This window comes from Duganella sp. 3397 (genome assembly GCF_031456625.1).
Taxonomy (GTDB): Bacteria; Pseudomonadota; Gammaproteobacteria; order Burkholderiales; family Burkholderiaceae_D; genus Rugamonas; species Rugamonas phyllosphaerae.
This window is the reverse complement of the sequence record NZ_JAVDVB010000002.1, coordinates 878,230-896,516: the sequence shown is the minus strand read 5'-3', so window position 1 is coordinate 896,516 and position 18,287 is coordinate 878,230. Positions and strand designations below refer to the sequence as shown.

Below are 18,287 nucleotides of genomic sequence, written 5' to 3'. Positions count from 1 at the left end.
TAAGGATTTACGCAACATGGAACATGACGTTATCGATACCCTGATTTCGCCGGAAGGCCAGCTCGAAGTGCTGTCCAAGGCCGAAGTAAACAAACTGCTCGATACCAGCCAGGGCGGCCTGTATAACGTATTTCGCAATTGCGCGCTGGCCGTGCTCAATTGCGGCAGCACCATCGACGACGGCAAGGAACTGCTCGAGCGCTTCGAGTCGTTCTCGATCAGCATCATCCAGCGCGAGCGCGGCATCAAGCTCGATATCAAGGGCGCGCCCGCTTCCGCTTTTGTCGACGGCAAAATGATCAAGGGCATCCACGAGCAGCTGTTCGCCGTGCTGCGCGATATCGTCTTCGTCAGCAACGAAGTCACCAACTCCGACAAGTTCGACATGAGCCGCACCGAGGATGTCACGGACGCCGTGTTCCATATCCTGCGCAATGCCGGCGTATTGAAGCCGATGCTCAACCCGAACCTGGTGGTGTGCTGGGGCGGCCACTCGATCAACCGCGCCGAGTACAACTACTCGAAGGAAGTCGGTTATCAGATGGGCCTGCGCGAACTCGATATCTGCACCGGCTGCGGCCCGGGCGCCATGAAGGGCCCGATGAAGGGCGCCACCATCGGCCACGCCAAGCAGCGCCTGACCAATGGCCGCTACCTGGGCATTACCGAGCCGGGCATCATCGCTGCCGAATCGCCGAATCCGATCGTCAACCAGCTGGTGATCATGCCCGACATCGAAAAGCGCCTCGAAGCGTTCGTGCGCGCCGGCCATGGCATCGTGGTGTTCCCGGGCGGCGCCGGCACGGCCGAAGAGATCCTGTACATCCTGGGTATCCTGCTGCACCCGGACAATGCCGAGCTGCCGTTCCCCTTGATTTTCACCGGCCCGGAAACCTCGCGCGAGTATTTTGTGCAGATCAATAACTTCATCCACGCCACGCTGGGACCGGAAGCGCAAGAGCGCTACAAGATCATCATCGACGACCCGGAAGCGGTGGCGCGCGAGATGCAGGCCGGTGTCAAGCAGGTGCGCGAGTACCGCAAGATCCGCAGCGACGCCTATTACTTCAACTGGGGTTTGAAGATCGACCGCGAATTCCAGATGCCGTTCGCGCCCACCCACGAAAACATGCGCAACCTCAGCCTGCACAAGGACCAGGAAGTGCACCTGCTGGCAGCGAATTTGCGCCGGGCGTTTTCGGGCGTGGTGGCCGGTAACGTCAAGAACGAAGGCATCCGCGCCATCGAACAGCATGGACACTTCGAAATCCATGGCGACAAGGCCATCATGGGGCCGATGGATGCGCTGCTGACGTCGTTCGTGGAGCAGAGCAGGATGAAGTTGCCGGGCAAGGCCTATGAGCCCTGCTACCGGGTGATCCAGTAGTGATAGGCGCTCAGGCGGGCCAGTCACGCGGTCCGCGTCCCTCCATCTCGCGATCGATATAAAACGCGGCACTGACCAGCGCCAGGTGGGTGAACCCCTGCGGGAAGTTTCCCACCAGGTGCGCGCGTTCGTCGAATTCTTCGGCATACAGCTGCACGTGATTGGCGTAGCGTAGCAGCTTTTCGAAGATGTGGCGTGCTTCGTCCATGCGGCCTGCGCGTGCCAGGCACTCCACATACCAGAACGAACAGGCCGAAAACGCGCCTTCCTTGCCGGGCAGGCCGTCGTCGCGCTTGTAGCGGTATACCATGCCGTCGTCGGTGAGCTTGTTGCCGATGGCGTCCAGCGTGGCCAGCCAGCGCGGATCGGTGGCGCCGACGAATCGTACCAGCGGCATCAAGAGCATGGAGGCATCGAGGTCCTTGCGGCCGCGTTCTTCCACGAAGTGGCCCAGCTTCTCGTCCCAGAAGTTCTTCCAGATGTCGTCGTGGATGGCGTTGCGCACCTTGATCCAGCGCGTAAACGGCGCGGCCAGCGAGCGCTTGCTGGCCAGCCGGATCGCGCGGTCCATCGCCACCCAGCACATCAGGCGCGAATGCAGGTGGTGGCGCGCCGGCCCACGGATTTCCCAGATGCCGGCATCGGGCTCTTTCCAGTGGCGCGCGACGTAATCGATCACGCGGCACACGCCCAGCCAGCGGTCGTGCGAGATCGCCTCGCCGTATTTGTTGCTGAGGTAGATCGAGTCCATCAGCTCGCCGTAGATGTCGAGCTGCAGCTGGGTCACCGCATCGTTACCGATACGGACCGGCACGGCGCCGCCGTACCCACCGAGGTGCTTGAGCGAGGTTTCGGCCGGCACCGTGCCGCCATCGAGCGCATACATCACTTTCAGCTCGCCGCCCTTGGATGAATGCATGGCGCGGTCGCCCAGCCAGCGATAAAAATCCTTGGCCTCGGTGTGGTAGCCGAGGCGCATCAGCGCGTAGATCGAGAACGACGAATCGCGGATCCAGGCGGCGCGATAGTCCCAGTTGCGCACGCCGCCCGCCGCTTCCGGCAGCGAGAAAGTGCCGGCCGCCGAGATCGAACCATGGCGGCGTGACGTCAGCAGCTTGAGCACCAGGGCCGAACGGCCGACGGCGTCGCGCCAGCGGCCCTGGTAGGTCGATTGCGCCGACCAGGCGCGCCAGCGGTTGATGGTCGCTTCGATCAGTTGGCCGATCTGGTCGGCGTCGATCAGCGGTTCGCCGGGTTCATCGAGCATCAGTGTGATGCACTGGCCCGCCTTGAGCGTGATGCTGGCACGGACTTCACCGTCGCCCTTGCTGAAGTCGGCGCCGCTCAATCGCAGCGACGGGCAATCCGTGGCCTTGAAGAGCGCAGCGCCGTCCTTGATCGTCACCGACGGTTTCAGGCGCGCATAGTCGTAGCGCGGCGCGCAGCGCACGTGGATGGTTACCGTGCCGCGCGTGACGACCATGCGCCGTACCAGCCGGGTAGGGGCCTCGCCGGTCTCCGACGTGTCGATCATGAGGTCGGTCAATTCGGCCGAAGCGTCGCTGCCCATCCAGCGCGTGAGCAGCACGTTGGTGTCGGGGATGTACATCTGCACCACGCGTGGTTCTGCGATGTCGGGCGCCAGTTCGAACACGCCGCCCTGGTCCGCATCGAGAATGCCGGCGAAGATGCTGGGGCTGTCGAGGTTGGGCCAGCACATGTAGTCGATGGCGCCGTCGCACGCCACCAGCGCAATGGTGGCCAGGTTGCCGATCACGCCGTGGTCGGCAATGTCGCGTTCCTTGCGCTGGCGGTCATGTGCTGGCTGCTGCGGTTCTCCCGGCTTGGCGGATTTGGTCCGTGGCTTGGCGGCAGCCATCAGCCGTTGTCCTCGAAGCCCGGGTACAGCGCCATGCCGCCATCGACGAACAGCGTGCTGCCCACCACGTAGTCGGCCAGGTCGGAGGCCAGGAACAGCGCGGCGTTGGCCACATCGTCCGGCTGGCCCACGCGGCCATATGGAATCAGCTTGAGCAGATCGTCGGTGCCGCCGTCGGCGGTCACTTCGGCGTTGATCGGCGTCTTGATGGCGCCCGGCGCAATCGCGTTGATGCGGATGCGCTCGGGCGCCATTTCCTGCGCCATGGTTTCCATCAGCAGGTGCACGCCGCCCTTGGAGGCTGCATAGTTGACGTGGCCGGCCCACGGGATGCGCTGGTGGACGGAGCTCATGCAGATGATCTTCCCCAGCGCGCGCGACGCCTGGCGCTGGCCCTGCTGGCGGAAAGTGCGCACCGCCTCGCGCATGCACAGGAACTGGCCGGTCAGGTTGGTTTTCAATACGCCTTCCCACTGCGCCAGCGTCATGTCGGCGCTGGGCGCATCGTCCTGGCGACCGGAATTGGCCACCACGATGTCGATCGCGCCGAAGCGTTCGATGGCGGCGGCAAACAGCGCCTGCACATCGGCTTCCTCACCGACGTCGGCCTGGAAGGCGATGGCCTTGCCGCCGGCGGCGGTAATCGCAGCGACGACTTCGTCGGCCTGGTCCTGGTGCGAGTGGTAGTTGACCACGACATTGGCGCCGGCCCTGGCAAAGGCCAGCGCGATGCCGCGCCCGAGGCCGGAGTTGGCGCCGGTGACGATGGCGGTTTGATCTTCAAGCGTGATGTGCATGTGCATGCTCCCATTTCATGAACGGTAATCGTCTCATTCTAGGCAGCATGCCGCGCAAGGGAAGGGTGCTTGCAAGGGCGAAGCGGCCCCACCGCACGCAATGCCGCAAAAATGCGGGCGAAAAAAAACCGCCCATGACGAGCGGTTTTTCTGACCTGGCTACTGAAGATTACTCTTCGCGGCGCAGGTGCGGGAACAGCAGCACGTCGCGGATGTTCGGCGAGTCGGTGATGATCATCATCAGGCGGTCGATGCCGATGCCGCAACCGCCGGCTGGCGGCATGCCGTATTCCAGTGCGCGGATGTAGTCGGCGTCGTAGTACATCGCCTCTTCATCGCCGGCATCCTTGGCGGCGACCTGCGCCAGGAAGCGAGCCGACTGGTCTTCGGCGTCGTTCAGCTCCGAGAAGCCGTTGGCGATTTCACGGCCGACCATGAACAGCTCGAAGCGCTCGGTGATGCCTTCGCGGGTGTCCGACGCGCGCGCCAGCGGCGAGACCTCGACCGGGTAATCGATGATGTACGTCGGTTCCCACAGCTGCGCTTCGGCAGTCTCTTCGAACAGCGCCAGTTGCAGCGCCCCCAGGCCGGCGGTAGCGAAGGGTTTCACGCCGAATTTGAGCAGTTCCTTCTTGATGAATTCTGCGTCTTCCAGTTGCTCGGGCGTGTAGCCCGGCGCGTACTTGTTGATCGCTTCGACGATGGTCAGGCGGTGGAATGGCTTGGCCAGATCGAGTTCGCGGCCGCCATACGTGAGGGTGGCGGTGCCGTGGGCGTCGATCGCGGCCTGGCGGATGATCGCTTCGGTGAAGTCCATCAGCCACTGGTAGTCGGTGTAGGCCGCGTAGAACTCCATCATGGTGAATTCAGGATTGTGACGGATCGACACGCCTTCGTTGCGGAAGTTGCGGTTGATCTCGAACACGCGGTCGAAACCGCCTACCACCAGGCGTTTCAGGTACAGCTCGGGCGCGATGCGCAGGAACATCTGCATGTCGAGCGCATTGTGGTGCGTGGTGAACGGTTTTGCGGACGCGCCACCCGGGATGGTGTGCAGCATCGGCGTTTCCACTTCCATGAACTCGTTCTTTTCCATGAAGCGGCGCATCGACGAGATGGCGGCGGTACGGGCCTTGAAGGTACGGCGCGTCTCTTCGTTCATGATCAGGTCGACGTACCGCTGGCGGTACTTGGTTTCCTGATCGGCCAGGCCGTGGAACTTGTCAGGCAGCGGGCGCAGCGACTTGGTGATCAGGCGCAGTTCGGTGACCTTGATGGTCAGCTCGTCGGTCTTGGTCTTGAACAGGGTGCCGGTCACGCCCAGGATGTCGCCCAGGTCGTAGTGGTGCAGCGCGGCCATGGCGGCTTCGCCGGTCAGGTCGAGCGTGGCGTAGATCTGGATGCGGCCGTCGGCGTTTTTACCGGACGAGTCCTGCAGCGTGGCGAAAGCGGCCTTCTTGCCGGCTTCGCGCTTGAGCATCATGCGGCCGGCCAGCACCACGGTCACTGGATGCTCTTCGAGTTCCTCGCGCGTCTTCGCACCGAATTCGGCGTGCAGGTCGGCAGCCTTGTGTTGCGGTTTGAAGTCGTTGGGGAAGGCCACGCCTTGCTGGCGCAGGGCTGCCAGCTTGGCGCGGCGCTCGGCGATGATCTTGTTTTCGTCGGGCGGGTTTGCAGAAGCGCTTGCTTGGTCTTGGAGATCCGTAGTCATGGTCTGTTTCTTTGGTGGGGTAAATATTTAATTAGGCGGCAATGTAAGGCTCGGACGCGAACAGCGCCGCGACATCGAGCTCGCTGAAGTCGCTGGCAATCGCAATCACGTTGTCGAATTCGGCAAACGCCTCAGCGGGCAGGGTGGTGGTGAGCACCACCGCGCGCATGCCGGCGCGGCGGGCCGCTTCCACGCCCAGCGGCGCATCTTCGAACACGATGCTGTTGGCGGGCACGCTGCCGGCGCGTTCGGCGGCCAGCAGGAACACGTCCGGGTTCGGCTTGCCGCGCGCCACATCGGCGGCGCCGGCAATCGCGTCGAACTGGCTGCGCAGGTCGAGGCCATCGAGCGTGAAGTCGATATTGGCCGGCGGCGCGGCGGTGGCCACGGCCAGCTTGACGCCGGCCGCCTTGGCGCGGGCGATGAACTGTTCGAAGCCCTTGGTGACGGCCAGGTGCGGCGCATACAGTTCGCGGTACAGCGACTCCTTTTCCACATCGAGCGCAGCGGTTTCTTCGTTGGTCAGGTGGCTGCCCAGGTAGGTGCGCATGATTTCATGGCCCTGGCGGCCGGCCGTGTCGCGGAAAAACGCGTCCGGGTCGAGCTTGTGGCCACGCTTGTCGAAGAAGGCCAGCCACGACTCGGTGTGGTAGGCCATGTTGTCGACGATGGTGCCGTCCATGTCGAAGATGAACGCGCGCGGTGATGCGGTGGAAGTCATGAGTTATACGCCTTGTTTGAGCGAAGCCGAGATGAAGTCGTCCAGTTCACCGTCGAGCACCGCCTTGGTGTTGCCGGTCTCGAAGTTGGTGCGCAAGTCCTTGATGCGCGACTGGTCCAGCACGTACGAACGGATCTGGTGGCCCCAGCCGACGTCGGTCTTGGAATCTTCCAGTTTCTGCTGCTCACTCATGCGCTTGCGCAGTTCCATTTCGTACAGCTTGGCCTTCAGCATTTCCATCGCTTCGGCCTTGTTGCGGTGCTGCGAACGGTCGTTCTGGCACTGCACCACGATGCCCGATGGTGCGTGGGTAAGACGCACGGCGGAATCGGTCTTGTTGATGTGCTGACCACCGGCGCCGGACGCACGATAGGTATCGATGCGCAGGTCGGCCGGGTTGATCTCGATATCGATCGAGTCATCGACCTCCGGGTACACGAACAGCGACGTAAACGACGTGTGGCGGCCGTTGGCCGAGTCGAACGGCGACTTGCGCACCAGGCGGTGCACGCCGGTTTCGGTGCGCAGGAAGCCGTAGGCGTATTCGCCTTCGACCTTGATGGTGGCGGTCTTGATGCCGGCTACTTCGCCGTCGGACTGCTCCATCACCTCGACCTTGAAGCCTTTACGGTCGCAATAGCGCACGTACTGGCGCAGCAGCATCGAGGCCCAGTCCTGCGCTTCGGTACCGCCGGCGCCGGCCTGGATGTCGATGAAGCAGTTGTTCGGGTCCATCGGATTGTTGAACATCCGGCGGAATTCCATGCTCTCGATGACCACGCGCACGGCTTCGGCGTCGACGATCAGCGCCTCGAGCGTGTCGTCGTCGCCTTCTTCCTTGGCCATGGCGAACAGGTCGGCCATGTCCTTGAGGTCGGTGTCGGCCTTGGTCAGCGCCGAGACGATGGCTTCCAGCGATTTTTTTTCCTTGCCGAGATCCTGGGCCTTTTTAGGGTCGTTCCAGATCGTCGGGTCTTCCATTTCTTCGTTTACTTGCTCGAGCTTCTCTGACTTTTTATCGAAGTCAAAGATACCTCCGAAGTTCGACTTCGCGCGAGGTCAGATCGGCGAGCAGGGCGGAGAGGGAGTTGATGCGTTCGGCTTCCATGTTTTCTTCTTCTCTAAGGGCGAAATCAAACCCCAGATTATACGCTATGGAAGTCCGAACTTCGTTCTTGCTGATCAGGACATCTTGAGCTGTTTGATCACGCTGGCCACCTTGGCCGTGATGACATCGATCGCCGGGCCGTTGGCGCCGTGCGGGAAAATCACGTCGGCGTTGCGCTTGGTCGGTTCGATGAACTGCTTGTGCATCGGGCGCACCGTGTCCATGTACTGGACTACCACGCTTTCGACCGAGCGGCCACGCTCGGTGATATCGCGCTGCATGCGGCGGATGAAGCGCACGTCGGAGGCGGTATCGACGTAGATTTTCAGCGACATCATGTCGCGCAGGTCGGCGTCGTACAGGGCGAACAGGCCTTCGATCACGATCACCGGCGCCGGTTTGACGGCAATCGTGCGCTGCGAGCGGTTGTGCAGGGTGAAGTCGTATTCGGGCATCTCGATCGATTCGCCGCGGCGCAGCGCCTGCACGTGCTGCACCAGCAGCGGCCACTCGAACGCATTGGGATGGTCGTAATTTTGCTCGGGGCGCACTTCGGGCGCCAGGTGCGACTGGTCGCAGTAGTAATCGTCCTGCATCACCACCGAGACCATGTCGGCGCCGAAGGCTGCCAGCACCTGCTGGGACACGGTGGACTTGCCACTGCCGCTACCGCCTGCGACACCAATAATAAACGGTTGGAATGGGATATTGTTCATACCCCGCATGATACCGGAACCGCGCCTTCACCGACAGGGACCAATGGGCCCGGATTGCGCCAATTATTCGCGGGATGGCACAAGAATTAACGTTGCGTCCCGTTGTAATGCCTTGATTCACGCCGGATCGCTGCGTATCATGCTCGATCCTGTTCCCGATCCTATGCTGCGATCTTCCCTGATCCGACGACTTATGCCGCTGCTGCCGCCTTCCCCCCGTTTTCGCCTGTTATCCACCGTGCTGCTGGCCGGCGCTGGCAGCCTGGCTGCAACTGCCGCCACAGCGGCCAATCCGGGCGCCACCCCGGCCGGCGCCCAGGCCACCGTGGCCCTGCTGGAAACGACCGACCTGCACGCCAATGTGCTCAGCTACGACTATTACAAGCTCAAAGCCGAGCCGTCGATCGGACTGGAACGCACCGCCACGCTGATCCGCCAGGCGCGCGCCCAGTACCCGAACAATCTGCTGCTCGACAACGGCGACGCCCTGCAAGGCACGGCCTTGTCGGACTACCAGGCCAAGGTCGCGCCGGTGCAGTGCGGCCAGCTGCCGGCCATTTACAAGGCGATGGATTTGCTGGGCTTCGACGGCGCCGGCATCGGCAACCACGAATTCAACTACGGCCTGCCGTACCTGAACCAGGTTACCGGCAGCGCTTTCGACGTCGCCGGCGTGCCGGCCGATGCGCCGCGCTGCGCCGGGCCGAAGTTCCCGATCGTGCTGGCCAACGTGGTCAGCGAACGCTCGGGCAAGCCGCTGTTCGCGCCGTACAGCATCCTCACCCGGCAAATTGGCGCCACCGGCCCCGATGGCAAATCGGTTACCGCCACCATCAAGGTGGGCATCATCGGCTTCGCCCCGCCCGAGATCCTGGCGTGGGACAAGCGCTGGCTCGATGGCAAGGTCTATGCCGAAGGCGTGCGCGAGACCGCGCAAAAATTCATTCCGCTCATGCGCGCCCAGGGTGCGGACCTGATCGTGGCGCTGTCGCACGGCGGCATCGACGGCGCGCCGTACACGCCGGCGATGGAAAACGCCAACTACTACCTGGCGCAAGTGCCGGGCGTGGACGCCATGCTGATCGGCCACTCGCACCTGCCGTTCCCGCTCGCCACCAGCACGGTCGCGCAATTCAATCTGCCCGGCGTGGACAAGGCGAAGGGCACCGTGCATGGCGTGCCGACCGTGATGGCCAGCCTGTGGGGCAAGCACCTGGGCGTGATCGCGCTGCATATGACCTACGACGGCCAGCGCTGGAACATCGACAAAACCCGCACCACGGTGGAAGCGCGCAGCATCCGCAACGCCGACGGTAGCTACGTCGAGGCCGATCCGGCCGTGGCCAGGCTGGTGGCGGCCGAGCACGAGGCCACCATTGGCTACGTGAAAACGCCGGTGGGCAGCAGCGACTTCCGCATGTCGTCGTATTTTGCCGACGTCGGTGATGTGAGCGCGGTACAGCTGGTGAACCAGGCCCAGACCGACTACGTGCGCCATTACGTGCAGGCCAATTTGCCGCAGTATGCGTCGCTGCCGGTGCTGTCGATGGCGTCGCCGTTCAAGACCGGCGCTGCTGGCGTGGGCGACTACACCGATGTCAAGCCGGGCGAGCTGGCCCTTAACAACGCCGCCGACCTGTACCTGTATCCGAACGAGCTGCATGCGGTCAAGGTCGATGGCGCGGGCCTGAAGGCCTGGCTGGAAAAATCGGCCGAGCGTTTCAACCGCATCGATCCGGCCGCCACCGCGCCGCAGGAGCTGATCAACACCGGTGCGGCCGGCTATAACTTCGACATGCTTACCAACGCCGACATCAGCTACCAGATCGACGTCACGCGGCCGGTCGGTCAGCGCATCGTGGCGCTGAACTGGCAGGGCGCGCCGGTCACGCCCGGCCAGCAGTTCCTGGTCGCGACCAATAACTACCGCGCCAGCGGGGGCGGCAATTTCCCGGGGCTGAACGGCAGCCAGACCGTGATCGCCGCGCCCGACAGCAGCCGCGATGTGCTGATCGCCTACATCCAGAAAACCAAAAACCTCACGCGCGCGGCCAACGGCAGCACCCGCAGTTGGCGCTTTGCGCCGGTGCAGGTGGCCGGGCCGGTGGTGTTCCACGCGGCGCCGGGCATGATAGCCCTGGCAGCGGAGGCGGGGTTGAGCGGCGTGACCGAATTGCAGCCGGATGACGGCGGCGGCAAGGGCTTTGCGCGGTACGCGGTCGACCTGGCGCAGTGACAGCTCGCATTGACAGGTCGATAATCCTTGGGGCGCGCATGATGTGAGGCATTGTGTGTTACTGTGCGCGACGGTCATCGTTAGCCGTCCAAGTAGCCATCTAGTTAACGACTGGAACCCAGGACCGTCACATGCGTCTCAATAATCCCAATCAAAATCACCTGTTGGCGGCGCTGCTCGACGCCGAGTTCGACCGGCTGTCGCCGCACCTCGATCCGATCATGATGCGCCTGGGCGATGTGCTCTACGAGTCCGGCGCCGCCATCAACCACGTCTATTTTCCAACGTCGTCGATCGTCTCGCTGCACTACGTGCTGGAAAACGGCAGCTCGTCGGAAATCGCCGGCGTGGGTAACGAGGGCATGTTGGGCATTTCCCTGTTCATGGGCGGGAACACCACGCCCAGCCGCGCCGTGGTGCAGACCGCCGGCCATGGCTATCGCCTCAAGTCGCACCTGCTGCTCGAAGAATTCAACCGCGCCGGCCCGGTGATGCGCCTGCTGCTGCGCTACACCCAGGCGCTGCTTACGCAAATGTCGCAAACCGCGATCTGCAACCGCCACCACACGGTGGACCAGCAATTGTGCCGCTGGCTGCTGCTGACCCTCGACCGATTACCCACCAGTGAGCTCACCATGACACAGGAACTGATCGCCAACATGCTGGGTGTGCGCCGCGAAGGCGTGACCGTGGCGGCCGGCCGCCTGCAGGCCAAGGGTTATATCAGCAACCGTCGCGGCCATATTTCGGTGCTGGACCGCCATGGCCTGGAGGGCGATGTGTGCGAGTGCTACGAAGTGGTCAAAAAAGAATTTGCCCGCCTGATGTCGGACGTGCGCCAGCGCCAGGAGGTCAAATGAACGCCGGCCTGCCCGTCGCGAAGCTGTTGCTCGAGGCCGATGCGCTGCAAACGGCGATCCACAACAGCGCCAATTTTTGCAGCATCGCCACCGACGTCAATGGCGTGATCCAGATCTTCAACGTCGGCGCCGAGCGCATGCTGGGCTACAGCGCGGCCGAGGTACTCAACCACGTCACGCCGGCCGGACTGGCCGACCCGCTGGAAGACGTCGAACGCGCTGCCGCCCTGAGCCTGGAGGCCGGTGTGACGATCCAGCCGGGCTTCGAGGCGCTCACTTTCCGGGCCTCGCGCGGCATCGAGGATACCTATGACATGACCTTCATCCGCAAGGATGGCAGCCGGCTGCCGGCCAGCATGTCGGTCAGCGCGCTGCGCGACGCCGGCCAGAATGTCATCGGTTACCTGCTGATGGGTACCGATAATACAGCCCGCAAACAGGCCGAGCGCGAGCAGGCTTTGCTCGACCAGCGCCTGCGCGAACAGCAGATGGCGCTGCAGGACACCAACGTCGAACTCGAAGCTGCGCGCGCGCTGGCCGAAAAGGCCAACCTGGCCAAGTCCGAGTTTTTGTCGGCCATGAGCCACGAGCTGCGCACGCCCCTGAACGCGGTGTTGGGCTTTGCCCAGTTGCTGGCGTCGGACAAGCCGCCGCCGACCGTCGCGCAACAGCGCTCGCTCGACCAGATCCTCAAGGGCGGCTGGTATTTGCTCCAGCTGATCAACGAGATTCTCGACCTGGCCATGATCGAGTCGGGCAAGGTGACCATGTCGCAGGAGTCGATGGGGCTGGCGGAAGTGCTCAAGGATTGCCAGTCGCTGATTGCGCCGCAAGCGGAAAAGCGCGGCATCCGGCTGTTCTTTGCCGCCATGAGCGAGCCGTTCTTCGTGCATGCCGACCGCACCCGCGTAAAACAGGTGATGATCAATTTGCTGTCGAACGCCATCAAGTACAACCGCCGTGGCGGCATGGTGATCGTCGAATGCACCCATGCCGACGGTGATCGGGTGCGCGTGAGCGTGACCGACACCGGGGCCGGCCTGAACGCCGAGCAGGTCGAGCAGCTGTTCCAGCCGTTCAACCGGCTGGGCCAGGAAGAGGGCGCGGAAGAGGGTACCGGCATCGGCCTGGTGGTGACCAAGCAGCTGACCGAATTGATGGGCGGCGTGATCGGCGTCTTCAGCGAAGTGGGCGTGGGCACCACGTTCTGGATCGAGCTCGCAGCCAGCGTCGAGCCGGTGCTGGAAATCGCAGCCACCGACCTGCCGCCTGCAGTGGCCGAAGGCGCCGATGCGCCGCTCAAAACCCTGCTGTACATCGAAGACAATCCGGCCAACCTGAACCTGGTGGAGCAGCTGGTGCTGCGCCGCAGCGACCTGAAGCTGCTGACGGCCATCGACGGCTATGCCGGCATCGAACTGGCGCGCACCTACCAGCCCGACGTGATCCTGATGGACATCAACCTGCCCGGCATCAGCGGCTTCGGGTGCCTGAAGATCTTGCAGGAAGATGCCGCGACCGCGCACATCCCGGTGCTGGCGCTGTCGGCCAACGCCATGGCGCGCGACGTCGAAAAGGGTGTGGAAGCGGGCTTCTTCCAGTACCTGACCAAACCGATCAATGTCACGCAGTTCATGCGCGCACTCGACGAAGCGCTGGCCTTTGCCGCCGTTCATGGCAGCCCGCACACACCCACCGAGGAAACCGCATCATGATAGATCCATCCGACATCCGCGCCGCGCAGATCCTGATCGTGGACGACCAGGAAGCCAACGTCATGCTGCTCGAGCAGATGCTGGCCAACGCCGGCTATACCAATGTGCACAGCACCATGGACCCGTTCCAGGTCGCCGGCCTGCACCTGGAGCATCACTACGACCTGATTTTGCTCGACTTGCAAATGCCGGGCATGGACGGTTTCGCGGTCCTGAAGGCGCTGCACGACATCGAGCCGGATGGCTATGTGCCGGTGCTGGTGGTCACGGCCCAGCCGAACCACAAGCTGCGCGCACTGCAGGCGGGCGCCAAGGACTTCATCGGCAAACCGTTCGATTTGCTGGAAGTGGAAACCCGCATCCAGAACATGCTTGAAGTACGCCTGCTGCACCGCAAGCTGCGCCGCTACAACCAGCAGCTCGAATTCACGGTTCTGGAACGCACGGCGCAGCTGCGCGAAAGCGAAGCGCGCTTCCAGCGCTTTGCCGAGCTGTCCACCGACTGGTACTGGGAACAGGACGCCGAGGGCAAGTTGGTGAACTGTCACGGGCCGGTGGCCGACATGGTGGGCCTCTCGGGCGCCGACACCGGCGGCTGGGACGTGGCCGAACGCGCGCAGCTCGAATCGAACATCGCCGACCGCAAGCCATTCCTCGATTTCATCTACAGCCGCACCGCCGACAGCGGCGCCGTCCAGTACCTGCAAGTGAGCGGCGAACCGGTATTCGACGAAGCGAGCCGCTTCATCGGCTACCGCGGCGTAGGCCGCGACATCACCGCCATGGCCACCTTTTTCACTTCGGGGTCAGTGCCGACATTCGGACACAAGCTCGGCCTTCTCGATGCTTCTAACCGCACGGCTGACGGTCTTTGACGACACGCCAAAGAATGCCGCAATTTGCTGCATGCTGTAAGCAGTGGAAAAATATGCCCGCGCCATTGCTTCGTCGCGACGCGGATAGGCCGCGCAATATTCGGCCAGAGACAGCAGGGTGGCGCGTCGCTGGGCTTTCGTTATTGCCACCATGTTGTTGAACGCCGGATTGCCGTAGGCTTGGGCGATGAAATGTTCATCTCCCAGCAACAGCTGATGCCTGGTCTGTTTCAGTGGGCTGGCGGCCCCTATCCCTGCAAGCACGAAGCGGCAATATAGTGCTATAGCTTCGGTGCGGTCGGCGGCAAAGTGCCCCAGAATGGCGTCGGCCTCGAACCATGGCGGTGCTGTCATGCTCCCGGTGAGATAACCATGGCTGCTCCAGGGCCACGCCTCGATCGATGCCACAGCCCCGGCGCGCAGCGGGTTAAGGATCACATACCGGGTGAGCTCGAGCAGGTATGATTCGCGCTGCACGAGTATCGCCTTGTAACGGCCCTGAAAGACGTGCCCCACGACCTCGTGGCGGCGATTGAAATACTGCGAATAGGTGCCGTTCAATACCCGCATGCCCTGCGCCAGGTTGCCGTCGACAGTTTCCACAACAAGGTGGTAATGGTTGGTCATCTGGCAGAAGCCCAACACGACGAAGTTGTAGCGTTGGCATACCTGTTCTAGTATGGAAAGCCACACCCTACGGTCCACGTCGTCGCGATAGATCGCTGCCCGGCGATCCCCGCGCGAGGTGACGTGGTAGAGGGCGCCCGCGTACTGCACTCTTAATGGTCTGGTCATTATGCAAAGCTAACCCTTCCGTGACGAAGGGTGACTATGCAAGATCAATAAAGTTCAAAAATGTCCGAATGTCGGCACTGACCCCGAAGCGTTACACTGTCCGGTCTTTGATGTCACAGGAGTACTGTCATGAAAACAGTCACATTTGCGTCCGGCGTGACCGTGCCGGTGTTGGGGCAGGGGACCTGGAATATGGGCGAGGACGCCACGCGCAAGGCAGACGAAGTGCGCGCCTTGCAGCTGGGGCTCGACCTGGGCATGACCCTGATCGACACCGCCGAGATGTACGGCGAAGGCGGTGCCGAGGAAGTGGTCGGCGCGGCGATTGCCGGGCGGCGCCCGGAGGTCTACCTGGTCAGCAAGGTCTATCCGCACAATGCGAGCTTCGACGGCGTGCGCGAGGCGTGCGAGCGCAGCTTGCGGAGAATGAAGGTCGACTCTATCGACCTGTACCTGCTGCACTGGCAAGGCCACCACCCGCTGGCCGAAACCTTCGATGGCTTCGAGGCCCTCAAGCAGGCCGGCAAGATCGGCGAATACGGCGTGAGCAACCTCGATCTGCCCAGCATGGAGGAGGCCATCGGCTACGGTGCGCCCGCCACCGACCAGGTGCTCTACAACCTGCTCAAGCGCGGCATCGAGTTCGACCTGCTGCCGTGGTGCCGCGCGCGCGGCATGCCGGTGATGGCCTATTCGCCGCTCGAGAGCAGCGGGCGCGAACAGTCAGTCCTGTTGGGTAATGCTGCCCTGCGGGCAGTGGCCGATACCCACCACGCGACGCCCGCGCAAATTGCCCTGGCCTGGGTGCTGCACCAGGACGGCGTGATCGCTATCCCCAAGGCGGTCGATCCTGTACACTTGCGCGCCAACCGCGCTGCCGCCGACATCGTGCTGACCAGCGACGACCTGGCCGCGCTGGACCGCGCCTTTCCGCCGCCGCGCCGCGCGCGTGCGCTGGACATGAGATAACTACTGCCACCAACGATTATGTTCAAACGACTCAAGCAACTGCTCTCCGCCACGCCTTCCGCCCCGCAAGGCGACGAAATCCTGGTCAACGCCTACGCCACCGTGGCGCCGTTGCCGCCGCGCGATTTTCCGCACGTGACGGGCGGCCTGCGCAACCTGGCCGATCCGGAACTGGGCAAGCATCTCAACGGCTTCATGCACCATGTGGCAGACGCGGGCAAAGGCAACTTGACGCGCACCCGCTACCACGTGATCCGCCACATCCAGCGCGTGCAGCAACATGCCAGCCTGGCCATCGCGCCGGCCGACATGCCCGCCATGCTGGCCTGGGCCGAAGCCGCCAACGCGATCCTGTTCATGGCCGATGGCAGCGTGCTCGATCCGCAGGGACGCGCACTGCTCAAGCCAGCGGCTGCCGACGGCGACCCGCAGGCGGCGCTGCCATACCCTCCTGCGGCCTGGGACCGCAAGGCGCGCACCGATGCGGTCATCGCCCAGCGCGGGGTCACGGTGCCTGCCGATTTGCCGCCGGTGGTGTCGGAACCGGAACTGCGCCTGCGCACGCCGGAAGATGTGCTGCGCCGCATGCTGGCGCTGTTCGTGGTGGCGATCCGCGCCGAGTCGTTGACGGGCGAGCGCCCGATCGCGGTGGCCGATTTGCAGCAGCGCTTTCCGCCGGCGTTTGCGGGCCTCACCGAACTGGAGCGCGACTTCCTGGCCAAGGATGCGCCCACCGCCCACGAAATCACCCAGTTCCTGTGGCGCTACGAGGCGATCCTGGTGCTGCAATGGGCGCTGGGGTTGCAGGAGGCGCTGCCGTTCCCCGATGAGATTTGCGATGTCGCGGCCATTTCCAGCACCGTCATCGAGCGCGGCACCGAGGGGCTGCGCAAGCAGCCGGTCGTGCGCACCGCCAGCGAAGTGCTCGACGCGCTCGACCTGCACTATCGCCTGCACTGGGCGTCGCGCCAGGCGCTGCTCAAGAAAACTGCGGTACCGGCAGGCCTGAACGACAGCGTGCTGCAGGAGCGCCACCATGCGCTGAACTGGCTGGTGCGCTTCGAGGACCGTGACTGGGACGAGGTCGATACGCCGACCTGATGCGCCTACGTAAAACCCTTATGTATGCTACCGAACGGAACCAAAAGTTTTCCAACGGTATATTTCAGTCATCCCGGAGCAATCTTCGGGCTTAACTGAAGGAGCTGACATGAACAAGAAAATTATCCTCGGCGCAGTACTGGCGGCATTCGTGGGCACAATGGGCAGCGCCATGGCGCAAGGCCGCGGCAACGACGACCATCGCGGCAATGGCAATGGCAATGGCAATGGCAATGGCAATGGCAATGGTAACAACAAGTACAAGGACAAACACGACGACCGGCGCGACTTCGACGGCGATCGCCGCAACGACCGCTACGACTATCGCCACGACAATCGCGGCGCCAACAATGGCCATCGCGGCGCCGGTCCGCGCCACGACCTGTACAAGGGCCACCGCCTGCCGCCGCAGTACCGCAGCAAGCAGTACGTGGTGGATAACTGGCGCACGCACCGCCTGAGCGCGCCACCGCGCGGCTACCACTGGGTGCAGACCGGCGCCGACTACGTGCTGGTGGGCATTGCCACCGGCGTGATCGCCACGCTGATCCTGTCGAATTGATCGGCAGCGCTGCACAGTGACAGTTGAGAGTGACAGCTGAGGGTGACAGTTGAGGGCCGCAGCGATGCGGCCTTTTTTCATGTGCGCTGCCGTCAGTGCTTTGCCCAGCGTCCTTAGGTCAGCGCCGCAGTCGCCCAGTCGCGGCGTCGACGACTGCGCGCAGGTGCCGGGCGCGAAGTTGCTCTTCGCCGGTGACCGCCGGTGCCGGCTGGCGGCGCTCTTCCAGCGCCTGCTCCAGGTAGGCGTCCTCGGTGCCGAACCACTGTTCGGTAACCTCCGGTCCCAGCATGCGCTCGCGCAGTTGCCGGCGCTGCGCCTGCCAGCTGGTGAGCCGCTGCAGGTCCGGTTCGTCGGCGAAATTCTGCGCATTCAGCAGTGTAGCGTGCGCGGCCAGGTAGGCATCGTAGCGCGCCGCCAATGTGTGCGCTTCGGATGCGGCGCCGGCCGGCAGCCGTTCGCGCAAGTGTTCATCGAGTTGCTGCAAGCGGCGCGGGTTGCGCCGGTCCGACAGATACGCCTCCATCACTGCGCGCAGCGCCTGGTCGGCGATCAGGTGGTGGTCTTCGGTCAGCGCCAGTGCGGGCTTGTCCGCAGGTGCCAAAGCAGGCCCGGTGTGCAGCGGCGCGGTGGGCGCGGGCAGGGCAGCCAACGCCGCTGCGTCAGCGCCGCCGTCCGCCCGGTGCACAAGGTCGCCCGGCGTCCCAGCCGCATCCCGCGCTGTGGTCTGGCCGGAGGGCAGCGCAGCCGGTGCCGATCCCGGCGACCATGTGCCCGGCGCCATCGCCGCCACCAGCACCATGGCCGCCATCACCAGCATCGCCGCCACCGCGATCACTGCGACCGGCACCGCTTTCA

Annotated in this window: 16 protein-coding genes; 8 read left to right on the top strand and 8 right to left on the bottom strand. The window is 63.6% G+C overall.

From position 1 onward, the window contains the following. Positions 1-16: 16 nt before the first annotated feature. Positions 17-1,387: a nucleotide 5'-monophosphate nucleosidase PpnN gene (gene ppnN / locus J2X54_RS08390; RefSeq protein ID WP_310179761.1), complete on the top strand. Its 1,371-nt coding sequence runs from the start codon at positions 17-19 to the stop codon at positions 1,385-1,387. Between the two features lie 10 nt (positions 1,388-1,397). On the opposite strand, the gene J2X54_RS08385 is transcribed toward ppnN, so the two are convergent. From J2X54_RS08385 to udk, 6 genes are all read right to left on the bottom strand, one after another. Further along, a complete protein-coding gene (locus J2X54_RS08385) occupies positions 1,398-3,266 on the bottom strand; it encodes a glycoside hydrolase family 15 protein (protein ID WP_310179760.1) in 1,869 nt (622 codons plus the stop codon). Next, positions 3,266-4,063, bottom strand: coding sequence for an SDR family oxidoreductase (locus J2X54_RS08380; protein ID WP_310179759.1), 798 nt, complete (start codon positions 4,061-4,063; stop codon positions 3,266-3,268). Before J2X54_RS08380 ends, J2X54_RS08385 begins: the two co-directional genes overlap by 1 nt. 169 nt (positions 4,064-4,232) lie before the next feature. Further along, complete coding sequence (lysS, locus tag J2X54_RS08375) at positions 4,233-5,774, bottom strand: lysine--tRNA ligase (RefSeq protein ID WP_310179757.1); 1,542 nt, start codon at positions 5,772-5,774, stop codon at positions 4,233-4,235. Positions 5,775-5,805: 31 nt separating this feature from the next. Further along, positions 5,806-6,495 carry an HAD-IA family hydrolase gene (locus J2X54_RS08370; protein WP_310179756.1) on the bottom strand — a complete coding sequence of 230 codons (690 nt, stop codon included), beginning with the start codon at positions 6,493-6,495 and terminating at the stop codon, positions 5,806-5,808. Between the two features lie 3 nt (positions 6,496-6,498). Beyond that, a protein-coding gene (gene prfB / locus J2X54_RS08365; RefSeq protein ID WP_310179755.1) for a peptide chain release factor 2 occupies positions 6,499-7,603 on the bottom strand; the annotation gives its coding sequence in 2 pieces (ribosomal slippage) (positions 6,499-7,521 and positions 7,523-7,603; 1,104 coding nt in all). Between the two features lie 74 nt (positions 7,604-7,677). Continuing rightward, positions 7,678-8,319: a uridine kinase gene (udk, locus tag J2X54_RS08360; protein ID WP_070252058.1), complete on the bottom strand. Its 642-nt coding sequence runs from the start codon at positions 8,317-8,319 to the stop codon at positions 7,678-7,680. Positions 8,320-8,512: 193 nt separating this feature from the next. Here udk and J2X54_RS08355 point away from each other — a divergent pair, with 193 nt between their 5' ends. The 4 genes from J2X54_RS08355 to J2X54_RS08340 all read left to right on the top strand — a co-directional run bounded on the left by J2X54_RS08355 (position 8,513) and on the right by J2X54_RS08340 (position 14,005). Next, entirely contained in the window at positions 8,513-10,555 is a 2,043-nt protein-coding gene (locus J2X54_RS08355) for a bifunctional 2',3'-cyclic-nucleotide 2'-phosphodiesterase/3'-nucleotidase (protein ID WP_310179754.1), read from the top strand. Between the two features lie 131 nt (positions 10,556-10,686). Next, on the top strand, positions 10,687-11,415 hold the full coding sequence (locus tag J2X54_RS08350) for a Crp/Fnr family transcriptional regulator (protein WP_070252056.1): 729 nt from the start codon (positions 10,687-10,689) through the stop codon (positions 11,413-11,415). Further along, positions 11,412-13,130 (top strand): ATP-binding protein, encoded by a 1,719-nt coding sequence (locus J2X54_RS08345; RefSeq protein ID WP_310179751.1) that lies wholly within the window; start codon positions 11,412-11,414, stop codon positions 13,128-13,130. The genes J2X54_RS08350 and J2X54_RS08345 overlap by 4 nt, the downstream gene beginning before the upstream one ends. Then, the gene (locus J2X54_RS08340) at positions 13,127-14,005 is read left to right on the top strand and encodes a response regulator (protein WP_310179750.1); all 879 of its coding nucleotides are present in this window, start codon (positions 13,127-13,129) and stop codon (positions 14,003-14,005) included. Before J2X54_RS08345 ends, J2X54_RS08340 begins: the two co-directional genes overlap by 4 nt. On the opposite strand, the gene J2X54_RS08335 is transcribed toward J2X54_RS08340, so the two are convergent. After that, positions 13,937-14,800 (bottom strand): transposase, encoded by an 864-nt coding sequence (locus J2X54_RS08335; protein WP_310179748.1) that lies wholly within the window; start codon positions 14,798-14,800, stop codon positions 13,937-13,939. The genes J2X54_RS08340 and J2X54_RS08335 overlap by 69 nt on opposite strands. Positions 14,801-14,929: 129 nt before the next feature. On the opposite strand from J2X54_RS08335, the gene J2X54_RS08330 reads away from it, so the two are divergent. The 3 genes from J2X54_RS08330 (at position 14,930) to J2X54_RS08320 (ending at position 17,432) form a co-directional block, all read left to right on the top strand. Continuing rightward, entirely contained in the window at positions 14,930-15,769 is an 840-nt protein-coding gene (locus tag J2X54_RS08330) for an aldo/keto reductase (RefSeq protein ID WP_310179747.1), read from the top strand. An 18-nt stretch (positions 15,770-15,787) separates the two neighbouring features. Further along, positions 15,788-16,870, top strand: a complete 1,083-nt coding sequence (locus J2X54_RS08325) for a DUF4272 domain-containing protein (protein ID WP_310179745.1) — start codon at positions 15,788-15,790, stop codon at positions 16,868-16,870. A gap of 109 nt (positions 16,871-16,979) precedes the next feature. Continuing rightward, positions 16,980-17,432, top strand: a complete 453-nt coding sequence (locus J2X54_RS08320; protein ID WP_310179743.1) for an RcnB family protein — start codon at positions 16,980-16,982, stop codon at positions 17,430-17,432. 118 nt (positions 17,433-17,550) lie between these two features. On the opposite strand, the gene J2X54_RS08315 is transcribed toward J2X54_RS08320, so the two are convergent. Then, entirely contained in the window at positions 17,551-18,279 is a 729-nt protein-coding gene (locus J2X54_RS08315; protein ID WP_310179742.1) for a lipase secretion chaperone, read from the bottom strand. Between the last annotated feature and the right edge of the window lie 8 nt (positions 18,280-18,287).

What these genes read in the sequence shown, in the direction of transcription:
- J2X54_RS08335 (WP_310179748.1), bottom strand. Translation starts at nt 14,800, where the DNA reads ATGACCAGACCATTAAGAGTGCAGTACGCGGGCGCCCTCTACCACGTC.
- J2X54_RS08385 (WP_310179760.1), bottom strand. Translation starts at nt 3,266, where the DNA reads ATGGCTGCCGCCAAGCCACGGACCAAATCCGCCAAGCCGGGAGAACCG.
- lysS (WP_310179757.1), bottom strand. Translation starts at nt 5,774, where the DNA reads ATGACTACGGATCTCCAAGACCAAGCAAGCGCTTCTGCAAACCCGCCC.
- J2X54_RS08325 (WP_310179745.1), top strand. Translation starts at nt 15,788, where the DNA reads ATGTTCAAACGACTCAAGCAACTGCTCTCCGCCACGCCTTCCGCCCCG.
- J2X54_RS08340 (WP_310179750.1), top strand. Translation starts at nt 13,127, where the DNA reads ATGATAGATCCATCCGACATCCGCGCCGCGCAGATCCTGATCGTGGAC.
- J2X54_RS08355 (WP_310179754.1), top strand. Translation starts at nt 8,513, where the DNA reads ATGCCGCTGCTGCCGCCTTCCCCCCGTTTTCGCCTGTTATCCACCGTG.
- udk (WP_070252058.1), bottom strand. Translation starts at nt 8,319, where the DNA reads ATGAACAATATCCCATTCCAACCGTTTATTATTGGTGTCGCAGGCGGT.
- ppnN (WP_310179761.1), top strand. Translation starts at nt 17, where the DNA reads ATGGAACATGACGTTATCGATACCCTGATTTCGCCGGAAGGCCAGCTC.
- J2X54_RS08370 (WP_310179756.1), bottom strand. Translation starts at nt 6,495, where the DNA reads ATGACTTCCACCGCATCACCGCGCGCGTTCATCTTCGACATGGACGGC.
- J2X54_RS08380 (WP_310179759.1), bottom strand. Translation starts at nt 4,063, where the DNA reads ATGCACATCACGCTTGAAGATCAAACCGCCATCGTCACCGGCGCCAAC.
- J2X54_RS08330 (WP_310179747.1), top strand. Translation starts at nt 14,930, where the DNA reads ATGAAAACAGTCACATTTGCGTCCGGCGTGACCGTGCCGGTGTTGGGG.
- J2X54_RS08350 (WP_070252056.1), top strand. Translation starts at nt 10,687, where the DNA reads ATGCGTCTCAATAATCCCAATCAAAATCACCTGTTGGCGGCGCTGCTC.
- J2X54_RS08345 (WP_310179751.1), top strand. Translation starts at nt 11,412, where the DNA reads ATGAACGCCGGCCTGCCCGTCGCGAAGCTGTTGCTCGAGGCCGATGCG.
- J2X54_RS08320 (WP_310179743.1), top strand. Translation starts at nt 16,980, where the DNA reads ATGAACAAGAAAATTATCCTCGGCGCAGTACTGGCGGCATTCGTGGGC.